At 69.8% G+C, this 20,573-nt stretch carries 16 protein-coding genes; 7 read left to right on the forward strand and 9 right to left on the reverse strand.

Annotation, left to right across the window (positions count from 1 at the left end; genetic code table 11):
• Position 1 precedes the first annotated feature (1 nt).
• The 6 genes from ABD679_RS11840 to ABD679_RS11865 form a co-directional block, all read right to left on the reverse strand.
• Positions 2-3,580, reverse strand: a complete 3,579-nt coding sequence (locus ABD679_RS11840; protein ID WP_344760184.1) for an ABC transporter permease/M1 family aminopeptidase — start codon at positions 3,578-3,580, stop codon at positions 2-4.
• Position 3,581: 1 nt separating this feature from the next.
• Complete coding sequence (locus tag ABD679_RS11845) at positions 3,582-4,481, reverse strand: ABC transporter ATP-binding protein (RefSeq protein WP_344760185.1); 900 nt, start codon at positions 4,479-4,481, stop codon at positions 3,582-3,584.
• A gap of 234 nt (positions 4,482-4,715) precedes the next feature.
• Positions 4,716-6,536, reverse strand: a complete 1,821-nt coding sequence (locus tag ABD679_RS11850) for a DUF885 domain-containing protein (RefSeq protein ID WP_344760186.1) — start codon at positions 6,534-6,536, stop codon at positions 4,716-4,718.
• A gap of 190 nt (positions 6,537-6,726) precedes the next feature.
• Positions 6,727-7,497, reverse strand: a complete 771-nt coding sequence (locus tag ABD679_RS11855) for a queuosine precursor transporter (RefSeq protein ID WP_344760187.1) — start codon at positions 7,495-7,497, stop codon at positions 6,727-6,729.
• 222 nt (positions 7,498-7,719) lie between these two features.
• The gene (locus ABD679_RS11860; protein ID WP_425561895.1) at positions 7,720-8,436 is read right to left on the reverse strand and encodes a DUF502 domain-containing protein; all 717 of its coding nucleotides are present in this window, start codon (positions 8,434-8,436) and stop codon (positions 7,720-7,722) included.
• Positions 8,437-8,466: 30 nt separating this feature from the next.
• The gene (locus ABD679_RS11865; RefSeq protein ID WP_344760188.1) at positions 8,467-10,566 is read right to left on the reverse strand and encodes a protein kinase domain-containing protein; all 2,100 of its coding nucleotides are present in this window, start codon (positions 10,564-10,566) and stop codon (positions 8,467-8,469) included.
• On the opposite strand from ABD679_RS11865, the gene ABD679_RS11870 reads away from it, so the two are divergent.
• Entirely contained in the window at positions 10,514-12,010 is a 1,497-nt protein-coding gene (locus ABD679_RS11870) for a hypothetical protein (protein WP_344760189.1), read from the forward strand. The genes ABD679_RS11865 and ABD679_RS11870 overlap by 53 nt on opposite strands.
• Positions 12,011-12,020: 10 nt before the next feature.
• Here ABD679_RS11870 and ABD679_RS11875 read toward each other — a convergent pair whose 3' ends face one another.
• Both ABD679_RS11875 and trxA read right to left on the reverse strand, forming a co-directional pair.
• Positions 12,021-12,491 (reverse strand): DUF4442 domain-containing protein, encoded by a 471-nt coding sequence (locus tag ABD679_RS11875; RefSeq protein ID WP_344760190.1) that lies wholly within the window; start codon positions 12,489-12,491, stop codon positions 12,021-12,023.
• A gap of 12 nt (positions 12,492-12,503) precedes the next feature.
• Positions 12,504-13,391, reverse strand: a complete 888-nt coding sequence (gene trxA / locus ABD679_RS11880; RefSeq protein ID WP_344760191.1) for a thioredoxin — start codon at positions 13,389-13,391, stop codon at positions 12,504-12,506.
• A 102-nt stretch (positions 13,392-13,493) separates the two neighbouring features.
• Here trxA and ABD679_RS11885 point away from each other — a divergent pair, with 102 nt between their 5' ends.
• Positions 13,494-14,120: a DUF998 domain-containing protein gene (locus tag ABD679_RS11885; protein WP_344760192.1), complete on the forward strand. Its 627-nt coding sequence runs from the start codon at positions 13,494-13,496 to the stop codon at positions 14,118-14,120.
• 5 nt (positions 14,121-14,125) lie between these two features.
• On the opposite strand, the gene ABD679_RS11890 is transcribed toward ABD679_RS11885, so the two are convergent.
• Positions 14,126-14,614 (reverse strand): thioredoxin domain-containing protein, encoded by a 489-nt coding sequence (locus tag ABD679_RS11890; RefSeq protein ID WP_344760193.1) that lies wholly within the window; start codon positions 14,612-14,614, stop codon positions 14,126-14,128.
• A gap of 175 nt (positions 14,615-14,789) precedes the next feature.
• Between ABD679_RS11890 and leuS the strand changes: the two genes are divergently transcribed.
• The 5 genes from leuS (at position 14,790) to rsfS (ending at position 20,572) form a co-directional block, all read left to right on the forward strand.
• Complete coding sequence (gene leuS / locus ABD679_RS11895) at positions 14,790-17,528, forward strand: leucine--tRNA ligase (RefSeq protein ID WP_344760194.1); 2,739 nt, start codon at positions 14,790-14,792, stop codon at positions 17,526-17,528.
• A gap of 54 nt (positions 17,529-17,582) precedes the next feature.
• Positions 17,583-18,218 carry an LPS-assembly lipoprotein LptE gene (locus tag ABD679_RS11900; RefSeq protein ID WP_344760195.1) on the forward strand — a complete coding sequence of 212 codons (636 nt, stop codon included), beginning with the start codon at positions 17,583-17,585 and terminating at the stop codon, positions 18,216-18,218.
• 34 nt (positions 18,219-18,252) lie between these two features.
• Positions 18,253-19,302 carry a DNA polymerase III subunit delta gene (gene holA, locus ABD679_RS11905; RefSeq protein WP_344760196.1) on the forward strand — a complete coding sequence of 350 codons (1,050 nt, stop codon included), beginning with the start codon at positions 18,253-18,255 and terminating at the stop codon, positions 19,300-19,302.
• An 81-nt stretch (positions 19,303-19,383) separates the two neighbouring features.
• On the forward strand, positions 19,384-20,097 hold the full coding sequence (gene nadD / locus ABD679_RS11910; RefSeq protein ID WP_344760197.1) for a nicotinate-nucleotide adenylyltransferase: 714 nt from the start codon (positions 19,384-19,386) through the stop codon (positions 20,095-20,097).
• A gap of 34 nt (positions 20,098-20,131) precedes the next feature.
• Positions 20,132-20,572, forward strand: a complete 441-nt coding sequence (gene rsfS, locus ABD679_RS11915) for a ribosome silencing factor (protein ID WP_344760198.1) — start codon at positions 20,132-20,134, stop codon at positions 20,570-20,572.
• Position 20,573: the final 1 nt, after the last annotated feature.

The following is a 20,573-nucleotide window of genomic DNA, read 5'->3' on the forward strand; positions in this document are numbered from 1 at the left end:
GCTACTGCACCGTCACCCGCTTGCGGTTGTCCTCCGAACTGCGGTCGACCAGCTTGTTGTAAGGGTCGATGCCGGCCTCGTAGGGCTCCTCGTCCACCACCAGTTCGATGGTGTTGTCGGTGCCGTTGATGTGGCGCTTTTCCAGGAACAGCACCTTCTCGTCCGATTCCTTGCCGCTGGCCGGGCGCGAGAACACGCCGATGTCGACGATCTCGTCCATCGGCTCCTCGGACTCCTTGCCCTTGCCCGCCGCGACCAGCTTGGCCGAATGCACCTTCAGCGTGACCGCGTACTTGCCGTCGGGCCGCTTCGTGGCGGTGGCCTCCACGGCGCGGTTGTCGAAGAACACGATGCGCTCGAACATGTCGCGGATCAGCGGGTGGAACTTCTCGTCGGTGCCCGCGTACAGGTCGTCGAGGAAGTCGCGCGTGGTCGGGTAGGGCGGGCCCTTGAACGCCCACTTGTCGAGAAAGCGGGACAGGATCCGGTTCAGCGTTTCCTCGCCGATCGCGTCCTTGAGCGCGTAGAACACCACCGAGCCCTTGTTGTAGTGGATGTACTGCTGGTTCTCGTTGAGTGCCAGCGGCAGCTCCTGCACGCGCTCGGTGGCGCGGCTCATCAGGTAGGTGTCGAGCTCGTGGCGCAGGAACTTGCGCATCTTGCGCGGCCCGTACTCGTGCTCCATCACCATCAGCGCCGAGTACTGCGCCAGCGACTCGGACAGCATCGTCGCGCCCTGCACGTTGGCGCCGACCACCTGGTGCGCCCACCACTGGTGCGCGACTTCGTGCGCGGTCACGTAGAACACGTAGTCGATCTTCTCCTTGTCGCGCAGGTCGGCGACGAAACCGATCGACTCCGAGTACGGCACGGTGCCGGCGAAGGCCTGGGCGAAGGTGGCGTACTTCGGGAACTCCAGGATCCGCAGCTGCCGGAACTGGTACGGCGAGAACTCGCGCGTGTAGTAGTCCAGCGACTTCTTCGCCGAGGCAATCATGCGGTCGACGTTGTACGGGTGCTTGTGGTCGTAGTAGACCTCCAGCGCGACATCGTTCCAGTGGTCGCGTTTCACCTGCCAGTCCGCGGACAGCCACGAGAAGAACGGCAGCAGCCTGGCCTCCGATTTGTAGTGGAAGTAGTGCCGCCCGTCCTTGCTCCACTCGCGCTGCAGGTAGCCGGGGGCGAGGGCGATCTGCCCGGACGAGGTGGACACCGTGGTCTCGAAGTTCACCCAGTCGGCGTTGCCGGAGATGTAGTTGTTGTTGCGCTCGAGAGGGTCGTCGATCGGCGGCATGCGCGGCAGTTCCGGCAGGTCGTACTTCCTGCGGTCATTGCGGTCCTGCAGTTGCCGCCGGGCGTCGTAGCCCAGGTGGGGCAGGGCGGCGAAGTTGTCGAAGAAGCTGCCGTTGTAGACCACGGCGGTGCTGCCTCGGCCCAGCGGGAAGCCGTGTGGCGCATTGGTGTACCGGAAGTCGAAATCCATGGTCGCGCCCGGTGCCAGGGGTTCCTCGAGCCGGTAGATCGCATAGCCGGAGACGGGGTCGGACTCCACCATTTCATGGGCCGGGAAGTCGAACTTCGCCTCCAGTTCCGGGTCGAGGGTGACGTGCAGCTCCGCGATCGGCTTCGGCGTCCGGTTTTCCAGCCGGTAATGGCCCTTGATCTCCACGGTGCGCCTGTCCGGGTAGATATCCACGTCGGCGCGGATGTCGGTAATGCGCGGCTGCGGCAGGTCGATGTACTTGCGGTAGGCCTTCTCGTAGTCCGCCTGGCGCTGCTTGGCCAGGTCGCCGGGTACGTACTCGTTGAGCACGTTGGTGTTGTAGAAGATCCAGCCGCCCGTGCCGATGAAGGCCAGCAGCGCCACCGCCAGCGTCGCGCGCAGCGGCGTGCTGCGCAGGCGCTGCCTCGCGGCCTTGAGCCGGTCCTTCCATGCCAGCGACGTGCCGCGCGGCCACAGCGCGGTGGCCACGGCCAGCAGGAACAGGGCGAACGCCCCCCAGTACGCGCGGAACCAGAGCCACGGGCCGATGAAGTGTCCGTAGCCGTTCATGTCCGAGTACGGCGTCGGCGAGGCGCGGCCGTAGTTGTACAGCGCGTGGTCGAAGTCGTACATGCCCATTACGGCGCGTCCGACCAGGTAGGCGATCATCAGCACGTAGCCGACGAACATGTTGCCGGTGACGACCTGGAAGAACACCGCCAGCGCGGCCGTCAGCACGAACGACACCAGCAGCAGCCCAAGGCCCTTGGCGTACAGCAGCGGTTCGATGTTGGTATAGCCGTCGAACAGCTGGTAGCCGATGGTGAGCAGCGCGCTGGCGACGAGCACCACCGCGACCACGCCGGCCAGCGCGGTCATCTTCGCCGCCAGCGGCACCCAGTCCGGCGCGGCGTACGCGTCGGTGGCCTCGGCCACGCGCATGCTGCGCTCGCGCCAGACCATCTCGCCGGCGTAGAAGGTGATGATGATGATCAGGAACAGGCTCATGCCGCCGCTGATCATGTCCAGCATCTGCGCCGTCACCGGCAGCGTCTCGGTCCCGTAGACCAGCCCGCTGAACTTGATCACGGTGAAGGTCAGCAGCAGGCCGAGTACCACCATCACGATGAACGGCGCGCCGCGCACGGTGGCGCGCAGGTCGAACCAGGACTGGTGCAGGTACTGGCGCAGGTGTGCGCGCCAGTCGCCACGCAGCGCGACCCGGGGCAGCGCGATGGCCTTGCCGGCGTCGTCGTCGGCCGCTTCGGCCGCCGCCTTGCGCCTGCGCAGCACGATGCCCTCGCGGTCTGCGCGGAACAGGCGGAACGCGGCCAGCAGCATCACGATGGCGATGCCCAGCCACAGCGCGCGGTTGCCCAGCAGCAGCCCGGTGAGCTCGGGCAACTGGCTGTTGAACTGGGCGCTGGACCAGTAGCGGATGTGCTCGGCGACCGCGGTGCCGCCGGACGGGTCGACCAGCGCGCCGATCCAGCGGCTGTCCAGGTCCTTGGTGAACGAGCCGGACATCGACCACAGCACGAAGAACACGATCACGCCCAGGTAGGTGTAGAGCATCGACCGCGTGAGCGTGGCCAGCAGGAACATCAGCGATGACACGAACAGCAGGTTTGGCAGCACCAGGATGCCGAAGGCCCATGCGTAGGCCAGCCACGGCGTCGGCCCCAGGCGCGAGCTGTCGAGCCAGGGCATCAGGCTGCCGACGTACAGGCCGACGGCCATCGCCAGCATGATCGCGAAGGTCGCGAACAGGCCGCCGCCGAAGCGCCCGAGCAGGTAGTCGCGCTTCTTCATCGGCGTGGCGAAGAACAGCTCCGCGGTGCGTTGCTCGAAATCGCGGATCGCGATGCCGGCCACGAAGATCGTCGCCAGCAGCACGCTGAAGACGCTGAACGTGCCGAGGATGGAGATCACCACCGCCGGCGCGTTGCGCATGATGTTGCCGACGCCGCCGCCGATGGTGACGTCGTCCGAGGCCATGGTGCCGAACCCCATCAGCGCGTAGACCGCGACGACGATCCAGAACACCCCGTTCTTCAGCAGTTGGGCCAGCTCGAAGCCCAGCAGGTGGCGCAGCATGTCAGGCCGCCTTCGCGACGGCGGCGTCGCCGGCCGCGGCGCGCCGCAGCTCGCCGAAGTACACGTCCTCCAGGTCCGGTGGCACCGCGGCGAAGCCGTCGCCGGGATTGCCGTCGCTGAGCACGTGGATCACCGGCTGGCCGCCGACCAGGCGCGTCGACAGCACGGTGTACGCCGCGAGGTGTTCGTCCAGCGCGGCCTTGTCCACGGACTTCTTCCACACCCGGCCGTCGAGCGAGGCGATCGCCTCGCGCGGCTCGCCGGTCAGGCGCAGCTCGCCCTGGGCGATGATCGCCATGCGCGGACACAGGTCGGTCACGTCCTCGACGATGTGCGTGGACAGGATCACCACAACCTGCTCGCCGACCTCGGCCAGCAGGTTGAGGAAGCGGTTGCGCTCCTGCGGGTCAAGGCCCGCGGTGGGTTCGTCGACGATGATCAGCTGCGGTTGCCCGATCAGCGCCTGGGCGATGCCGAAGCGCTGGCGCATGCCGCCGGAAAACGTGCCCAGCTTGCGATGCCGCACCGGCCACAGGTTGACCTGCTGCAGCAGTGCCTTGACCAGGTCCTTGCGCTGGCGGCCGTCGACCACGCCCTTGAGGATCGCGAAATGGTCGAGCATCGCCATCGCCGAAACCTTGGGATACACGCCGAATTCCTGCGGCAGGTAGCCCAGCCGGCGCCGCGCCTCGGTCTTGTCGGCCAGCACGTCCAGGTCGCCCAGGTGCACGCTGCCGCTGTCGGCATCCTGCAGCGTGGCGATGGTGCGCATCAGCGTCGACTTGCCGGCGCCGTTGGGTCCCAGCAGGCCGAACATGCCGGTCGGGATGTCGAGGCTGATGCCCTTCAGCGCCTGCACGCCGTTGGCATAGGTCTTGGACAGGTCGCGGATCTTGAGCATGAACGCCTTCCCCTGGGAGTCGTGGCCATCCTAAACGCTGGCGCGGTACGCGTGACCGCGCCGGAAGTCATGTTTTCGCGTCCACCATCTCGTCGACGCGCAACGGCTGGATCGGCCCCGGTTTGCATCTTGCCCCCCGGCACGCGACGCAACTCGCCATGCGAGCGAACCGCACGGCGGCGCAGTCGCCAACGGCAATGGCTGGTGTCGTGCCGCCGTGGTTGCCTGCCGGGCTCAGCCCTCCTGCTTTTCCGCGATCCAGCGGTCGATCTTGTCCTCGAGGATCTGCAGCGGCACCGCGCCGTCCTTGAGCACCTCGGCGTGGAACTCGCGCACGTCGAAATCCGGCCCCAGCGCCTTTTCCGCCTTCGCGCGCAGCGACTGGATCTTCAGCGCGCCGATCTTGTACGCCAGCGCCTGCGCGGGCCAGGCGATGTAGCGCTCGGCTTCGGCGGTGGCCTGGGTTTCGCTCTCGGCCGAGTTCTCCAGCATGTAGTCGATCACCTGCTGCCGGGTCCAGTCCTTGCTGTGCAGGCCGGTGTCGGTGACCAGGCGGATCGCGCGCCACAGTTCGTTCTGCAGGTAGCCGAAGTAGTCGTACGGTGTCTCGTACACGCCCAGCGACTTGCCCAGCGATTCGGCGTACAGGCCCCAGCCTTCGATGAAGGCGGTCTCGCCGCCGAAGCGGCGGAACTTGGGCAGGTCGGTCAACTCCTGCTGCAGCGCCAGCTGGAAGTGGTGGCCGGGGATCGCCTCGTGCAGGTACAGGTCCTCGGCATCCCAGGTCTTGCGCGTGGGCAGGTCGTAGGTGTTGACGTAGAAGATGCCCGGCCGCGAACCGTCCTCGCTGGGCGACATGTAGCTGCCGCCGGCCGCGGACTTGGCGCGGAACGGCTCGACCGGGCGGATCTCGAACGGCGCCTTCGGCACCAGCGAGAACTGCTCCGGGATGCGCTTGTTGATGCGGTCCTCAAGCGAGCGGTAGTAGGCCAGCAGCGCGTCCTCGCTCTTGAAGCTGAACTGCGGGTCGGTCTTCATGAACTCGAAGAACGCCTGCAGCGAGCCTTCGAAGCCGACCTCGGCCATCACCTTGTGCATCTCGCCGTGGATGCGCGCGACCTCGTCCAGGCCCAACTGGTGGATCTCCGCAGGGGTCATGTCGGTGGTGGTCGACTGGTGCGCATTGAAGGCGTACCACGCGGCACCGTTCGGCAGCTTGTCCAGGCCCACGCTGTCGCGCGTGGCCGGCAGGTAGTCGTCGGCGATGAAGTCGCGCAACTTGCGGAACGACGGCACGATGCGTTCGCCGATCATCTCGCGGTAGGCCGCGGTCAGGCGCGTCCTGTCGGCGTCGCTGAAATCGTCCGGCATCGACGTGATCGGCCCCCACAGCAGCGTGTCCTCGGGCTTGTCCTTGATCAGCGCGTCGAGCTGCGGCACCACCTTTTCCATCAGCGCGCGCGGCTGCACCACGCCGGCCTTGATGCCCTGGCGCATGTTGTCGATCACAGAGTCGAACAGCACCGGCAGGCGGTTGCCGCGCGCCAGCCAGTTGTCGTAGTCCTTGACCGTCTTGAACGGCTGCGCGCCGGTGCCCGAGCCGAGCATGATGGTATAGCTGGCGATGCTGCCCATCTGGTTGACCGGCATCATCCAGTCCGGGTACTTCTCCGACTCGAGCTCGTCCTTCGCGCCGCGCACGAAGATCTCGTAGCTCAGCAGCGCCTGTCCGGACAGGCCGTCGCTGCCCACCGACTCGATCTTCTGCAGCCATTTGGTGGTGAAGTCGTGCGACTTCGCACGGAAGGCGGCGCTGTAGAAGTCCGGTAGCTGGTCGTTGTAGCGGTTGTCGCCCTGGAACGTGGCCTGCAGCGGGTTGAGCTTGAGCAGCTCCTCCCAGTACTGCTCGTACAGCGCGTCGAGTCGCGCGGCCTTGTCGCCGGCCGGTACCGCTTCGGCGGTGGCATCCTGGGCGAAAGCGGGCGAGGGCAGGGCCAACGCACCGGCGAACGTGGCGGCGATGGCGAGGCTGAGCAGCAGCGGTCGTGCGGTCATGGCGGGCTCCCGGGCGAGTGGGGACAATCGTGCACTGTCGCCGGCCGCTGCGCCGCGGGCATGGGCCAAAGGTCACCGCGCACCCGGCGCAAATCGTGGGTGTGTGTGATGTGGGAGCGGCCCTGGCCGCGATCGGGGTATGCGGGTAAAGCCATCGCGGCCATGGCCGCTCCCGCAGAATCCCGTCCTCCTACCCCGCAGCGGCGTGCGCCTGCAGCTCGGCCGCGCGCGCATCGCCCAGGTAGCGGCGGATGCCGATGCGGGCCGCGTACAACAGCGGGATCAGGGCGATCGCCGCCAGCATCTTGTAGAGATAGTTGAGCGTGCCGACGGCGAAGAACAGCGACAGCTCCCAGTGCTGCGGCCCGAGCACGAAGGCGATGTACAGCACCACGAAGCTGTCGATCAGCTGCGACACCGCGGTCGAACCAGTCGCGCGCAGCCACGCATGGCGGTCGCCGGTGCGGCGGCGGATGCGGTGGTACACCGCCACGTCGATCAGCTGGCCGAGCATGAAGGCCACCAGCGAACCCCAGATCGTCCACAGCCCCTGGCCGAACACCGCCGCGAACGCGGCCTGGTAGTCCGGCACGCCCTGGTCGGCGGCGATGCCCGTCCACCAGGCCGCCGGTGCAAGGTGGATGGCGATGAAGGCGAACGCGAAGCCGTACACGATCAGCGCCGCGGCCAGCCAGCTGATGAAGCGCACGCCGCGGCGGCCGAAGTACTCGTTGATCGTGTCGGTCATGATGAACACGATCGGCCACAGCAGCGTGCCGGCGGTGAAGCTGAGCGAGCCGCTCTGGCCGAACAGGTTCCACTCCAGCGGCCGGATCCCGAGCGTGTCCTCGAGCGCGAAGATCTTGACGCCGATGAATTCGGCCAGCACCGCGTTGACGCAGAAGAACGCCGACAGTGCGATGAACAGTCGCGTGGTGCGGTCGTCGATCAGGCGGGTCATGGGGTGCGGCGTCCTGTTGGTCGAGGTGGCGGAGCGGGTGGGGGTTCGGGTCGTGCGGCGGCAGCATCAGAAGTCGTCATCCCCGCCTGCGCGGGGATCACGATCAAGGGCGCTGATCGAAGGCGCCAACTGAAGACACCAATCGAAGGCGCAGCCAGAACGCCAACCAGGGACACCACTCGCGGCAAGGTCGCCGCATCCCGCCTGCCGCCCGGTTCCTCTTCAGGATTTGCCGCCCATCACCCCGTCCGTCGCAGCCGGCACGGCAAACGGTATCGAATCCGGCGACACCGCCCCACCCGAGATGATGAAGCTCATCGCCTGGTCCACCGTCCAGTCGGTGGGCGTGATCTTTTCCACCGGCACGATCTCCAGGTAGCCGGAGGTCGGGTTCGGCGTGGTCGGCACGTACACCGCGGCCAGCTCGCGGCCGCTGCCCTGCTCGCGGATCACGCGGGTGACGAAGCCGACCGCCTTCATCTGGCTGTGCGGGAAGTCAATCAGCACCACGCGCTGGGTGCCGTCGGGCTTGGTCTGCAGGATGTCGAGCAGCTTGCGCGCGCTGCCGTAGATGGTGCTGGCCAGCGGTACGCGCGCGACCAGGGCCTCGAACCAGCCCAGCAGCCGCTGCCCGACCACGCGCCGCGCCAGCCAGCCGACCAGCAGGATCACCAGTACCGTGGCGATCATGGCGATGGTCGTCTGCACCCAGGCGTCGGCGAACCAGCCCAGCAGCCGCGGGTCGCTGGCGGCGATGCGGCGCGACAGCGGCAGCACCCAGGGCGCACTCAGGTCGCTGAGCAGGACGAAGACGAACTTCACCACGACCCACGTCAGCCAGATCGGCAGCAGGGTCAGCAGGCCCGTGAACAGGGTCTTCTTGAAGCCGTGCCGGGGCGGCCGGTCCGGCATGGCGGCGTTCTGCGGGGACGTGGACATGGTGCGGATTCTAGCGGCAGCGCGTTGCCGTCAGCGGCCGGCGACCGCGTGCGGCAGGTCGCTGACCAGGCGGATGCCGACGTCGTCGTAGCCGCGCGTGGCGTCGAGCGCGCGCCGGCCGCCTTCGCCGTGCCAGCTTTGCCCGTCGGCGATCCGCTGCCCGCAATCGCCGCTGCAGTCGTTGCTCCAGACCGAGACGGCGCGCCCGGCGGCCGCGGTCGGCAGCAGGGCGGCCTCGCGCGCGTGCGGCAGGCGGTAGACGTGGCCGTTGCGCTCGCCCAGCCAGCGGGCGTACGCGCTGGCATCGTCCCAGGAGACGCACACCACGGCGTCGCCGCCCGCCTGCTCGAAGCCGGGCGACGCCCAGTCGCGCGGCGCCAGGATACGCAGCAGCGATGCGCCGGTCCTGCAGCGCGCCGGCTTGCGCCCGGTGGCGCTGGCAAAGCGCGCGTACTCGTCGCGGGTGACCGGCTGCCGCGACGCGGCGAACACGGCGTCGCCGCTGCGCACCAGCACCATGTCGCCGGCGATCCTGTCGAGGCGTTCGCCCGGCGCCGGGACCTCGCGCGCGCGCCTGGCCAACGCGTCGAGCTGGGCGCGCGTCAGGCCGAGTCCGCGAGCGTAGTCCACCGTCCGCAGCGCCCGGTCACGGTCGAACGACCTGGCCGCGGCGTCGATGCGTGCCGCCAGCGCCTGCATCATCCTGCGCTGCAGCCGGTCGATGGCCGGGCTGCCGGCCTGGCCGGTCGCCGTGGCGACCTTCCGTGCATCGGTCACCAGGGCCGCGGCCTGTTCGTCGCCGCCTTCCCGGATGTGGCGCGCGGCGGCATCCGCGCTGGCGTCGATGAAGGCGGCGACGGCCGCCGGCAGCGCCTGGTAGCTGGCGTCGCTGCGATGGGCGGCGAGCAGGCTGTCGCGGGCGTTGCCGCCCCTGGGCGTGCGCAGGTGGCCGCGCCGCAGCTGTTGGGTGGCCTCGGCGATCCAGCGCTCGGCGTCCGAGCGCGGCGCGGCGCGCAGCATGGCGTTGGCGGGGTCGCCGGCCTGCGCCGCGCTGCCCGCGTCGGGGGGCGCGGGGCGCGCGAATGTCGCCTCGGCTTCGGTCATGGCCACCGATTCCGCCCCGGTGGCGCGGAAGTAGTTTGTCGTCCCGCCGCCCTGGCGCAGGAACAGCCCGGTGCCCGCGGCGACCAGCAGCGCCACGCCCAGCCATGCCCAGACCGGCATCTTCCGGACTTTCGCCGCCTGCGCGCGCAGCGCGGGCAGGGCGAGCATCTCGTGCGTGCCGCTGCGTTTGGGCACGCGATCGAGCGCGGCGAGCATGTGCGCGGCGTCGGCGTGGCGCTTGAGCGGGCCCTTGGCCAGCGCGCGATCGAAGAAGCGCTGCCAGTGGCGCAGCTTCGGCGGCAGGCGCGGGATCGGTTCCTTGACGTGCATGATCGCCATCGACACCGCGTCGCCGGCCTCGTACGGCAGCTTGCCGGTCAGCATCTCCCAGGCCAGCACGCCGATCGCGTAGAGGTCGGTGCGGTGGTCGACCTCCTCGCCGCGCGCCTGCTCGGGCGCCATGTAGGCGGTGCTGCCCACGGCCATGCCGGTGGTGGTCACGCGGGTGCCGAAGCCGCGGCGCAGGGCGATGCCGAAGTCGGCCAGCAGCGGCCGGTCGGTTTCGTCGAACAGCACGTTCTCGGCCTTGACGTCGCGGTGGATGGTGCCGCGCGCGTGGGCGTAGCCAAGCGCGGACAGCAGCGCGTGCAGGATCTCGCGCACGCGCGCCTGGTCCATGCCTTCGGGGTTTTCGCCGATGCGCTGGCCGAGATGGCCGCGCGTGAGGTGCGGCATCGAGTAGTAGGGCAGGCCATCGCGGGTGCGGCCGACATCGTGGATGCCGACGATGTGCGGGTGCTCGAGCCGGGCGATCGTGCGCGCCTCGTTCTCGAAGCGGCGGCGGCTGACCTCGTCGGCCAGCGCCTCGGGCAGCATCACCTTGATCGCGACCTGGCGCGACAGCGAGACCTGCTCGCCCAGGTACACCGTCGACATGCCGCCGTGCCCGATCGCGCGCAGCAGCGTGTAACCGGTGATCTCCGGCAGCGATGCCTTTCCGCTCTCGTCAGACAGCGTGGTGCGCATGGTCCCCCCGTGGCCGGCCAAGGATACGTCGGGCGCGCGCAAGAGGCATGAACGGCGTCCACCGTTTGCTACCCTGCCGCCGGGAAGGAGCAGGGGGCATGGAGTGCGCAGGTTGATTCGCTACACGCTGCTTGCGGTCGCGGTGCTGCTGGCCGTGGTTCTTGCACTGTGGACATGGTCACGCTTGCAGCCGTTGTCGGCCGCGCAGCGCGAGGCGGTCGCGCTGCTGCAGCCGTTGCCGGAGCCGACGGGACGCAACGCGTTCGACGCACTGTGGCTGCTGGGGCGTGACGTGCCGGTCGCGCGGCTGCGGGCGGTCGCCGACGCGGACATGGCGCGGATTCGGGCCGAACTGGCGGATTCGCCTGCCGCCATGCCATCCGTGCCTGGCGACGCAGTCGCCGGGGAGCGTGACCTGCGGCCTTCCGATGCGGACAGGGGCATGTTCTGCCGGCTGCGCGAGGATTGCCTGCAGCGCGTGCAGGCCGATGCCGGCGGTTATGCCCGGCTCGTGGGCAGGAACCGCGCATTGCTCGATCGCGTCGCCGCATTGTCGGGATACGACTTCTATCGTGGCCGGCAGCCGCCGGACATTCGCGCGCCGATGCCCGACTTCACGCTGGTGCAGTTCGGCCTGACCGATGCCGCGCAGGCCTATGCGTCCGGCGACATCGATGGCGGGCTGTCCCGCGCCTGCGCGGGCCTGGACACGTGGCGACGGCTGGGTGCGCGGTCCGATTCACTCGTCGTGCGGATGTTCGGGGCCGGGCTGTCCACGGATGGCTATGGGGCGTTGCTCGCGCGGATGCTGGTGCAGTTGCCAGACGACCATCCACTGCCGCCGGCGTGCAATGCGGCATTGGCGCCGGTTGCCGGGGACGAGCTTTCGATCTGCGACGCGATGCGCGGCGAGTACGCCCTGGTCGCGGCCACGAGCGACACGGTCAGCGACCCCGAGGTCGTGGGGACCGCACGCGCCATGCTCGCGCGCCTGGTCTACGATCCGGAACGGTCGCGCGCCCTGATGGCGGAAAACATGGCGCCGGCCTGCACCGATGACGCCCGCGCCTCCCTCGTCGCCGACCGGCCATTGCGTTGGCCGCAGCGCGTGCAATCGCGCTGGCGGCTGGAGTGCGCCGCGAACCTGGCCGGCTGCATCCTCGCCGATATCGCTTCGCCGGCCTATGTCGACTACGTATCGCGGGTACAGGATGCCGGCGCACGGCTCGAACTGCTGCGCGGTGTGGTTTCGGTACGCGGCACCGGCGACCTGCAGGCGCGGGAAGCCGCGCTGCGCCGGTTCTGGACCACCACCGGCAACCGCGGCCGCGAACTGCGGTTCGTCGACGAAGGCAGGGCGGTCGAGGTGCGCGAGTTCTACACCGCGCGCGGCGAATGGTGGCAACTGCCGCTGCCGCGGCCGCAGCCCGCGCCGGCGGACTGAGCGGCAGCCTTCAATTGCCGCCGCCCGGGCGCTTGCGGCGCACGTAGACCTGCTTGCGCACCCTGGCGACGACATCGCCGCCGGTGTCGGTCACGTCGGTCTCGAACCAGTGCAGGTACTTGTCGCCGCCCGCGGTGGCATCGCGGATCTGCCCGAGCACGTCGTCGCCGAGGTCGAACTCCGCGGACACCATGCCGCGGCCGGGCTTGATGAAGTCGATCGTGGCGGCCTTGTCCCAGACGATGTAGCCATCGCCCAGCGCCTGCATGGTCATGATCATCCAGAACGGATCGGTCATCGCGAACAGGCTGCCGCCGAAGTGGGTGCCGACGAAGTTGCGGTTGTACCAGCACTGCCGCAGTTCGACGCGCGCGTGGCGGAAGTCCCCGGACACCGCGCGCACGCGGATGCCGGCGAACAGGAACGGCGGCCAGACGTTGAGCACGCGGCGCAGCGTGGAAGCGGAAACCCTGCGGGCCATGGCCGGCGGCGCTCAGACCAGCAGCAGCGAGGACATCTTCCGCCGGTAGCGCCCCACCATGTCCTCGTCCTCGACCACGCGGAAGGCGTCGATCAGCGCCTTCTTCGGCAGCGATTCCTCGAAGTCGCGATTGCGCCGCAGCATCTCCAGGAACTGCTCGAACCCGGCCTCGGCGTCGCCGGCGACGATGTGGTGCACGCCGAGCAGGTGGCGCGCCTTGAGGTCGTCCGGGTTGGCGGCGATGGCCGCTTCCAGCACCTGCGGCGGCGGCGCGTCCTCGAGCAGCGACGCGAAGCCCAGCCGCGCGCGGGCGCGGACGGTGCGGTCGTCGGTGGCCAGGTTGGCGGGCAGGGCATCGAGCAGCTGGCCGGCCTCGGCGGCGGCGCCGGTCTGCAGCAGGGCCAGGGCGAGGTCGAGCTTGAGTTCGGCCTTGTCCGGCTCGGCCTCGATCGCCTGGCGCAGGCGCATCACCTCGGCGTGCGGGTCGGCGGGCGGTGCGGCCTGTTCTGGCGCGGCCTCGGCCGCCGCCTCCGCCGGGGCGATGCCGTGGCGGGACAGGAACTCGCGCAACTGGCCCTCCGGCAGCGCGCCCTGGAAGCCGTCCACGATCTGCCCGTCCCGGACCAGGAACACGGTGGGGATGGAGCGGATCTGGAATGCCCCGGCGATCTGCGGCTCGGCCTCGGTGTCGACCCTGGCCAGCTCGAAGGCGCCGTTGTACTCACCGGCCAGCTTTTCCAGGATCGGCCCCAGCGCCTTGCACGGCCCGCACCATTCGGCCCAGAAGTCGACCAGGACCGGGATCTGCAGCGATTTCTGCAGGACTTCGGCCTCGAACGAGGCGGTGGTGGCGTCGAAAACGTACGAATTCGGAGGGGAGGAAGCCGTTTCGGGGGGCATGGCGGGAGTCCGTGGCGTGTTCAGTTACAGATTGTGCCAGCTGGTCCCGATTCCAACCGCTGTGCGAAAGTCGGCGTTCCGCAGCGATCAGGAATATGTGCGATGGACAGCTGGAGGGAGCGCCTGCCGCTGCCGGCCGCGATCGCCGCGACCATCGTGTTTGTCGCGTCGATGGCCGGTTTCGGCGCGGCGCTGGAGGGCTATTCGCAGGCATCGCATCCGGTCGGCCTGCTTGGCGCGCGCGGGTTGCCGCATGCGCTGGCCTTCAACGCCTGCGGCCTGGTACTGCCCGGTGCGCTCGCCGCGTTCGTTGCCTGGCGGCTGCGCGCGGCGATCGGCGACGGCGCGCCGTGGGTGGCGCGCATCGGTGCGTGGCTGGCGCTGCTGTCGGCGCTGGCGTTCGTGGGGCAGGGACTGCTGCCGCTGGATCCGACGGACCTGGAATCCAGCACCAGCCGCGCGCACGCCACGGCGTGGACGCTGTGGTGGGTGGCGTTCCTGCCGGCGGCGGTGATGCTGGCGTGGGGGCTGCTGCGGATGCCCGCATCGCGCGCGCTGGCGCTGGCGAGCGCGGCCGCTGCCGCGCTCGTTGCCGCGCTCGTGCTGCTGCCGCTGGACCTGCTGCCGTCGCCGGTGGCGCAGCGCGTGGCCTTCGTCGCGTGGTTCGCCTGGCTGGTGGCCGCCGGCCGCGGGTGCGCGCTGCCGCGCGTGCGCGACGCGACCGGCTGAGCCGCCTACGCAGGTTCCGCCAGCAGTGTGGCGATTTCCGCGCCCAGCCGCAGGTCGTCGACCAGCCCGAAGACCTGCCGACGCAGCCGTCCGCCGCGGTCGATCAGGACCAAGGTCGGCGTGCCCTGCATCGCGTAGGCCTGCATGGTCAGCGGCAGCGGCTGCGCCTCCGGGTCGCCGCCGCGATGGGCGTCGACGCCGACCGGGTAGCCGATCCGGTTCTCGCGCAGGTACACCTGCAGCGCTTCCGGACCCATCGCGTGGTGGTGCTCGAACACCGTGTGCAGGCCGACCACCGCCAGGTCCGTGGACGCGAACGCGGCGGCCACCTTCAGGCTCTGCGGCACCGCGTGCTGCACGCAGGCCGGGCACAGCATCTGGAAGGCATGCACGAACACCACCCGCCCGCGCAGCGCCTGCAGCGAAAGCCCGTCGCCGGCGTTGAACCAGCGCGAAACCGCCCATCCGGGCGCAAGCGGGGCGGGGTCAGCCATGGCGCAGCCCGGGCAGCCCGACTGCCGCCGGCATCTGCGCGACAGGGGTGGCGGCGGTGGCGCCGTGCCGTTGCGGAATCATGGGCTTTCCTCCGATCGTGTGGCCATTCTGGCCCGATGGCGGCGATTTGTGCACTGCGGTAGGCTTGCTGGCCGCCCCCAGATCGCCCCCGCCGTGTCCGCCGATCCCGCCAGCTACGACCCCCGCTCCGTCGAATCCGCCGCCCAGCGCTACTGGAACGACACCCGCGCGTTCGAAGTGGCCGAGGACGCGTCGAAGCCCAAGTACTACTGTCTGTCGATGCTGCCGTACCCGTCCGGCGCGCTGCACGTGGGCCACGTGCGCAACTACACCATCAGCGACGTCATCAGCCGCTACCAGCGCATGTGCGGCCGCAACGTGCTGCAGCCGATGGGCTGGGACGCCTTCGGCCTGCCGGCCGAGAACGCCGCGATCAAGAACGCCACCGCACCGGCGAAGTGGACGCGCGCCAACATCGACCACATGCGCGACCAGCTCAGGACCATGGGCTACGCGATCGACTGGTCGCGCGAGTTCGCCACCTGCGATCCCGATTACTACGTGCACGAGCAGCGCATGTTCGTGCGGCTGATGAAGAAAGGCCTGGCCTACCGCCGCAACTCGGTGGTGAACTGGGACCCGGTCGACAAGACCGTGCTGGCCAACGAGCAGGTGATCGACGGCCGCGGCTGGCGCACCGGCGCGCTGGTGGAGAAGCGCGAGATCCCGCAGTGGTTCCTCAAGATCACCGACTACGCGCAGGAACTGCTCGACGGCCTCGACGCGCTCGACGGCTGGCCGGATTCGGTCAAGACCATGCAGCGCAACTGGATCGGCCGCAGCGAGGGCCTGGAGATCCGGTTCAAGGTTGACGGCGAAGACATGCCGGTCACCGTCTACACCACGCGCCCCGACACGCTGATGGGCGTGACCTTCCTCAGCATCGCCGGCGAACACCCGCTGGCGCTGAAGGCCGCGCGCGACAACCCGGAGCTGGCGGCGTTCCTCGAGGAACTGCGCCGCGGCGGCGTGTCCGAGGCGGAGATCGAGGCCCAGGAAAAGCGCGGCATGGCGACCGGGCAGTGGGCGATCCATCCGGTCACCGGCGAGGACGTGCCGGTCTACGTCGCCAATTTCGTGCTGATGAACTACGGCACCGGCGCGGTGATGGGCGTGCCGGCGCACGACCAGCGCGACTGGGAGTTCGCCAAGGCCTACGGCCTGCCGGTGCATCCGGTGATCGTGCCCGACGGCGTGCGCGACGCGCTGCGCGAGATCGGCCATGACATCGCCGTGGATGCCGACCCGTTCCAGGCCGCGCTGTCGGGCGGTACGGTCGACGCATTCGATACCGCGGCCGCGGTGTCGATGGTGCGCGAGTACCTGGATGCGATCCAGCAGCAGGGCGCCTTCGGCGGGCGCGGCACGCTGGTCAATTCGGGCGAATACAGCGGCCTGGGCTTCGACGCCGCATTCGATGCGCTGGCCAGGCGCTTCGAGGCCGAAGGCACCGGCGCGCGCAAGGTCAACTTCCGCCTGCGCGACTGGGGCGTGAGCCGCCAGCGCTACTGGGGCTGCCCGATCCCGGTGATCTACTGCGACAAGTGCGGCGCGGTGCCGGTGCCCGAGGACCAGCTGCCGGTGGTGCTGCCCGAGGACGTGGCCGACGCGTTCTCGAAGGCCGGCGTGGTGCACTCGCCGATCAAGTCCGATCCCGACTGGCGCAGGACCGTTTGCCCGCAGTGCGGGGGTGCAGCCGAGCGCGAAACCGACACCTTCGACACCTTCATGGAGTCGAGCTGGTACTACGCGCGCTACACCTCGCCGGGCGCGACCGACATGGTCGACGCGCGTGCCGACCACTGGCTGCCGGTCGACCAGTACATCGGCGGCGTCGAGCACGCGATCCTGCACCTGCTGTATTTCCGCTTCTTCCACAAGCTCATGCGCGACGAGGGGCTGGTGAAGAGCGACGAGCCTGCCACCAACCTGCTGACCCAGGGCATGGTCGTGGCCGAAACCTACTACCGCGAAGGCGAGGGTGGCCGCCGCGAATGGATCAACCCCACCGACGTCGACGTGCAGCGCGACGAGCGCGGCCATGTCGCCGGCGCCGTGCTCAGGGCCGACGGCAAGCCGGTGCGGATCGGCGGCATCGAGAAGATGTCCAAGTCGAAGAACAATGGCGTCGACCCGCAGGCCATGGTCGACCGCTACGGCGCCGACACGGTGCGACTGTTCTCGATGTTCGCCTCGCCGCCGACGCTGTCGCTGGAGTGGAACGAGGCGGGCGTCGAAGGCATGGCGCGCTTCCTGCGCCGCTTCTGGCGCGAAGTGCAGCAGCACGTGTCGCAGCCGGACCATCCGGAAGTCGACGCGGCCGCGCTCGACGCCGGGCAGAAGGCCCTGCGCCGGCAGCTGCACGAGACGATCCAGAAGGTCGGCGACGACTACGGCCGCCGCCACAGCTTCAACACCGCGATCGCCGCGCTGATGGAGCTGCTCAACCACGTGGCGAAGTTCGACGACATGTCCGACCAGGGCCGCGCGGTGCGCCACGAGGCGCTGCAGGCGATGGTGCTGCTGCTCAACCCGGTCACCCCGCACGTCTGCCACGCGCTGTGGCAGGCGCTGGGGCATGCCGAGGCGCTGCTGGAGGACCAGCCGTTCCCGCGCCCCGACCCGGCCGCGCTGGTGCGCGACATGGTCACCCTGGCGGTGCAGGTCAACGGCAAGCTGCGCGGCACGATCGAGGTCGCGCCGGACTGGCCGCGCGAGGCGGTCGAGGCCGCCGCGCTGGCCGAGCCGCACGTGGCCCGCTTCATCGGCGAGGGCCAGGTGCGCAAGGTGATCGTGGTGCCCGGCAAGATCGTGAACATCGTCGTTGCCTGAACGATGGAGACGCGCTGCTTGCCGGGCCAACCGGCGTCGTACAGACTTGCCCGCATGACCCGACTGATCGCGATCCTCGCCCTTGCGCTGGGCCTGACGGCCTGTGGCTTCCACCTGCGCAATGCGCTGAGCCTGCCTCCCGACCTGGGACCCGTGCGCGTGGTCGCCAAGGATCCCTACAGCCCGCTGGCCGAATCGCTGGCCATGGCGCTGGAGCAGGCCGGCGCGACGCCGGCGGCGGAAGACGCGCCCGGCGACGTGGCCACGCTGCGCATCCGGCTGGAGAAGTGGGGCTCGACCCCGATCAGCATCGACCAGTACGGCCGTGCGCAGGAGTACACGCTGCGCTATGCGGTGATGTTCAGCCTCGACAAGGCCGACGGCACCAACGTGGTGCCCGAGCAGACCGTGGAACTGGCGCGCGACTACGTGTCGGTGCCCACGCGCTCGACCGGCACCGAGGGCGAGCGCGAGGTGCTGGCGCGCGAGATGCAGAAGGAAATGACCGCCTCGATCCTGCGCCGCATCGACGCCGCCTCGCGCGCGCCGATGCCGGTGGGAATGCCGGTCGCACCGCCGGAGGCCGACGAGGCCGTTCCCGCGGACGAAGCGTGGCCCGTTGGTGCTCCGTTTGAGGACGCGCCCGCGCCCGTGGAAGAACCCGCCGCGGAGCCGGCGGACACGCCCTGACCGGCGTGGCGCCCGCGCCCGCACCGGACACGCCGTGGAGCTGAGCCCCGACAGCCTGGTCGCGCGGCTGGCTGGCGAGCCGCTGTGTCCGGTCTACATGGTCACGGGCCCCGAGCCGCTGCTGGTGCTCGAAGCCGCCGACGCCATTCGCGCCCACGCGCGCGAACAGGGCTACGCCGAACGCGAGGTGTTCGACGCCGACGGACGCGACTTCGACTGGGGCCCGCTCGCGGCCACCTTCCGCGCGCCCAGCCTGTTCTCGTCGCAGCGCCTGGTCGAACTGCGCCTGCCTACCGCCAGGCCCGGCAAGGAAGGCGCAGAACTGATCGTCGACTACTGCGCGCAGCCGCCCGGCGACATCGTGCTGCTGATCACCGGCAACGAGTGGAGCAAGAAGCACGGCGGCAAGTGGAGCGAGGCCGTCGCCAGGACCGGCCGGCTCGCCGTGGCGCGGGCGCTGCGGCCCGACCAGATGACCGGCTGGGTCGAAGCGCGGCTGCGCATGCGCGGGGTGAAGGCCGATCGCGGCGCGGTGCAGCGGCTGGTCGAGCGGGTCGAGGGCAACCTGCTGGCCGCCGCGCAGGAAATCGACAAGCTCGCGCTGCTCGCCGACGGCCAGCCGCTCGACGCCGCGCGGATGGAATCGCTGGTGGCGGACGCGGCGCGTTTCGACGTGTTCCGCATGATCGATTCGGCCCTGAACGGGCAGGGCGCGCGCGCCGCGCGCATGCTCGCCGGCCTGCGCGCCGAGGGCGAGGCGATCCCGGCGCTGATGGGCATGGTGGTCAAGGAGCTGCTGACTGTCGCCACGCTGGCGCGGGCCCAGGCGCGCGGCGCCAACATGGCCGCCGAATTCAGGGCGCAGCGGGTGTGGGCGTCGAAGGAAGCGGTCTATCGCCGTGCGCTGCAGCGGCACCCGGCGCTGCAGTGGGAGCGCTTCGTCGCCGAAGCCGGCCGCGTCGACCGCATCGCCAAGGGCCGCGCGGATGGCGATGCGTGGCAGGTACTTGAGCGCCTGCTGTTGGCGGTGGCAGAGGCGAAGGCGAGGCCGTTGCTGGGGCAGGCGCCGGGGGCTGGGAGCTAGGGGCTGGGTGCAGGGCGGGTTCGCGCCGAAGGCGCTCTTTTCGTTCGCAGGTTCCATTCGATCCCGACTACGCTGTCCTGCATGACTCCCGGTTCCCAGCCCCCAGTCCCCAGTCCCCGGCTCCTGGTCTATTACGGCGGCACCTTCGACCCCGTCCACGACGGCCACCTGTCCATCGCCCGCGCCGCACGCGACGTGCTGGAGACGGACATCCGGATGATGCCGGCCGCGGATCCGCCGCATCGCGCGCCGCCGGGCGCCACCGCAGACCAGCGGGCGGGCATGCTCGACCTGGCCGTCGCCGGCGAGCGCGGCCTGTGCGTGGACCGTCGCGAACTGCACCGTGCCGGCCGCAGCTACAGCATCGACACCCTGCTTGGTCTGCGCGCGGAGTTCGGCACCCGGGTACCGATCGCGCTGCTGGTCGGCGCCGACAGCTTCGTCGACCTGCCGGACTGGCACCGCTGGCGCGAGCTGTTCGAACACGCACATTTCGTGGTGGCCGAACGCCCGGGCAGCCCGCTCGACGGCGACCTGCGCCCGGAGCTGGCTGCGGCGCTGGCGGGCCGGTGGTGCAGGTCGCCCGGACAGCTGCGCGATGCGCCCGCCGGACGCGTGCTGCGCCTGCGCCAGCCGCTGCACGGCGAGTCGGCGACCGCCATCCGCGCGCGCATCGCCGCCGGCGAGCCGTGGCGCGACGACGTGCCGCCCGCGGTCGCCGACTACATCGAACACCATCGCCTTTACCTGAATGGGGGCGAGGCCGGCGGGCCGGACGCGCCGCCTCGCCTATAATCCACGCACGCCCAGTCCCCAGAGCCGAGCCCACTTGACCAATACCGCGCAAGTCATCAAGACCCGCCTCCCCAACCCGCCGCCCGCCGTCGAAACCCTGCTCCGCACGGTCCAGGACGCGGTGGCCGAACTCAAGGCCAACGATATCGTCCAGATCGATGTCCGCGGCAGGACCAGCGTCTGCGATTACATGGTCATCGCCTCGGGTACCTCGACCCGGCACGTCAAGGCGATCGCCGACGAGGTCGTGCGCTTCGCCAAGAAGCTCGACTGCCAGCCGCTGGGCGTGGAAGGCGAGAGCGAGGCCGAGTGGGTGCTGGTCGACCTGGGCGACGTCGTCGTCCACATCATGCTGCCGCGCGTGCGCGAGTTCTACGCGCTCGAGCGCCTGTGGACGGTCGGCGACGAGCCGCCGCAGGAAGACGGCGCACCCGAAGATCATGCGCTCGAAGCGGATGCCGGCGAGCGCGATTGAA

Origin of the sequence: Luteimonas lutimaris, assembly GCF_039537065.1 — a bacterium.
In the GTDB taxonomy this organism is placed as follows: Bacteria; Pseudomonadota; Gammaproteobacteria; order Xanthomonadales; family Xanthomonadaceae; genus Luteimonas; species Luteimonas lutimaris.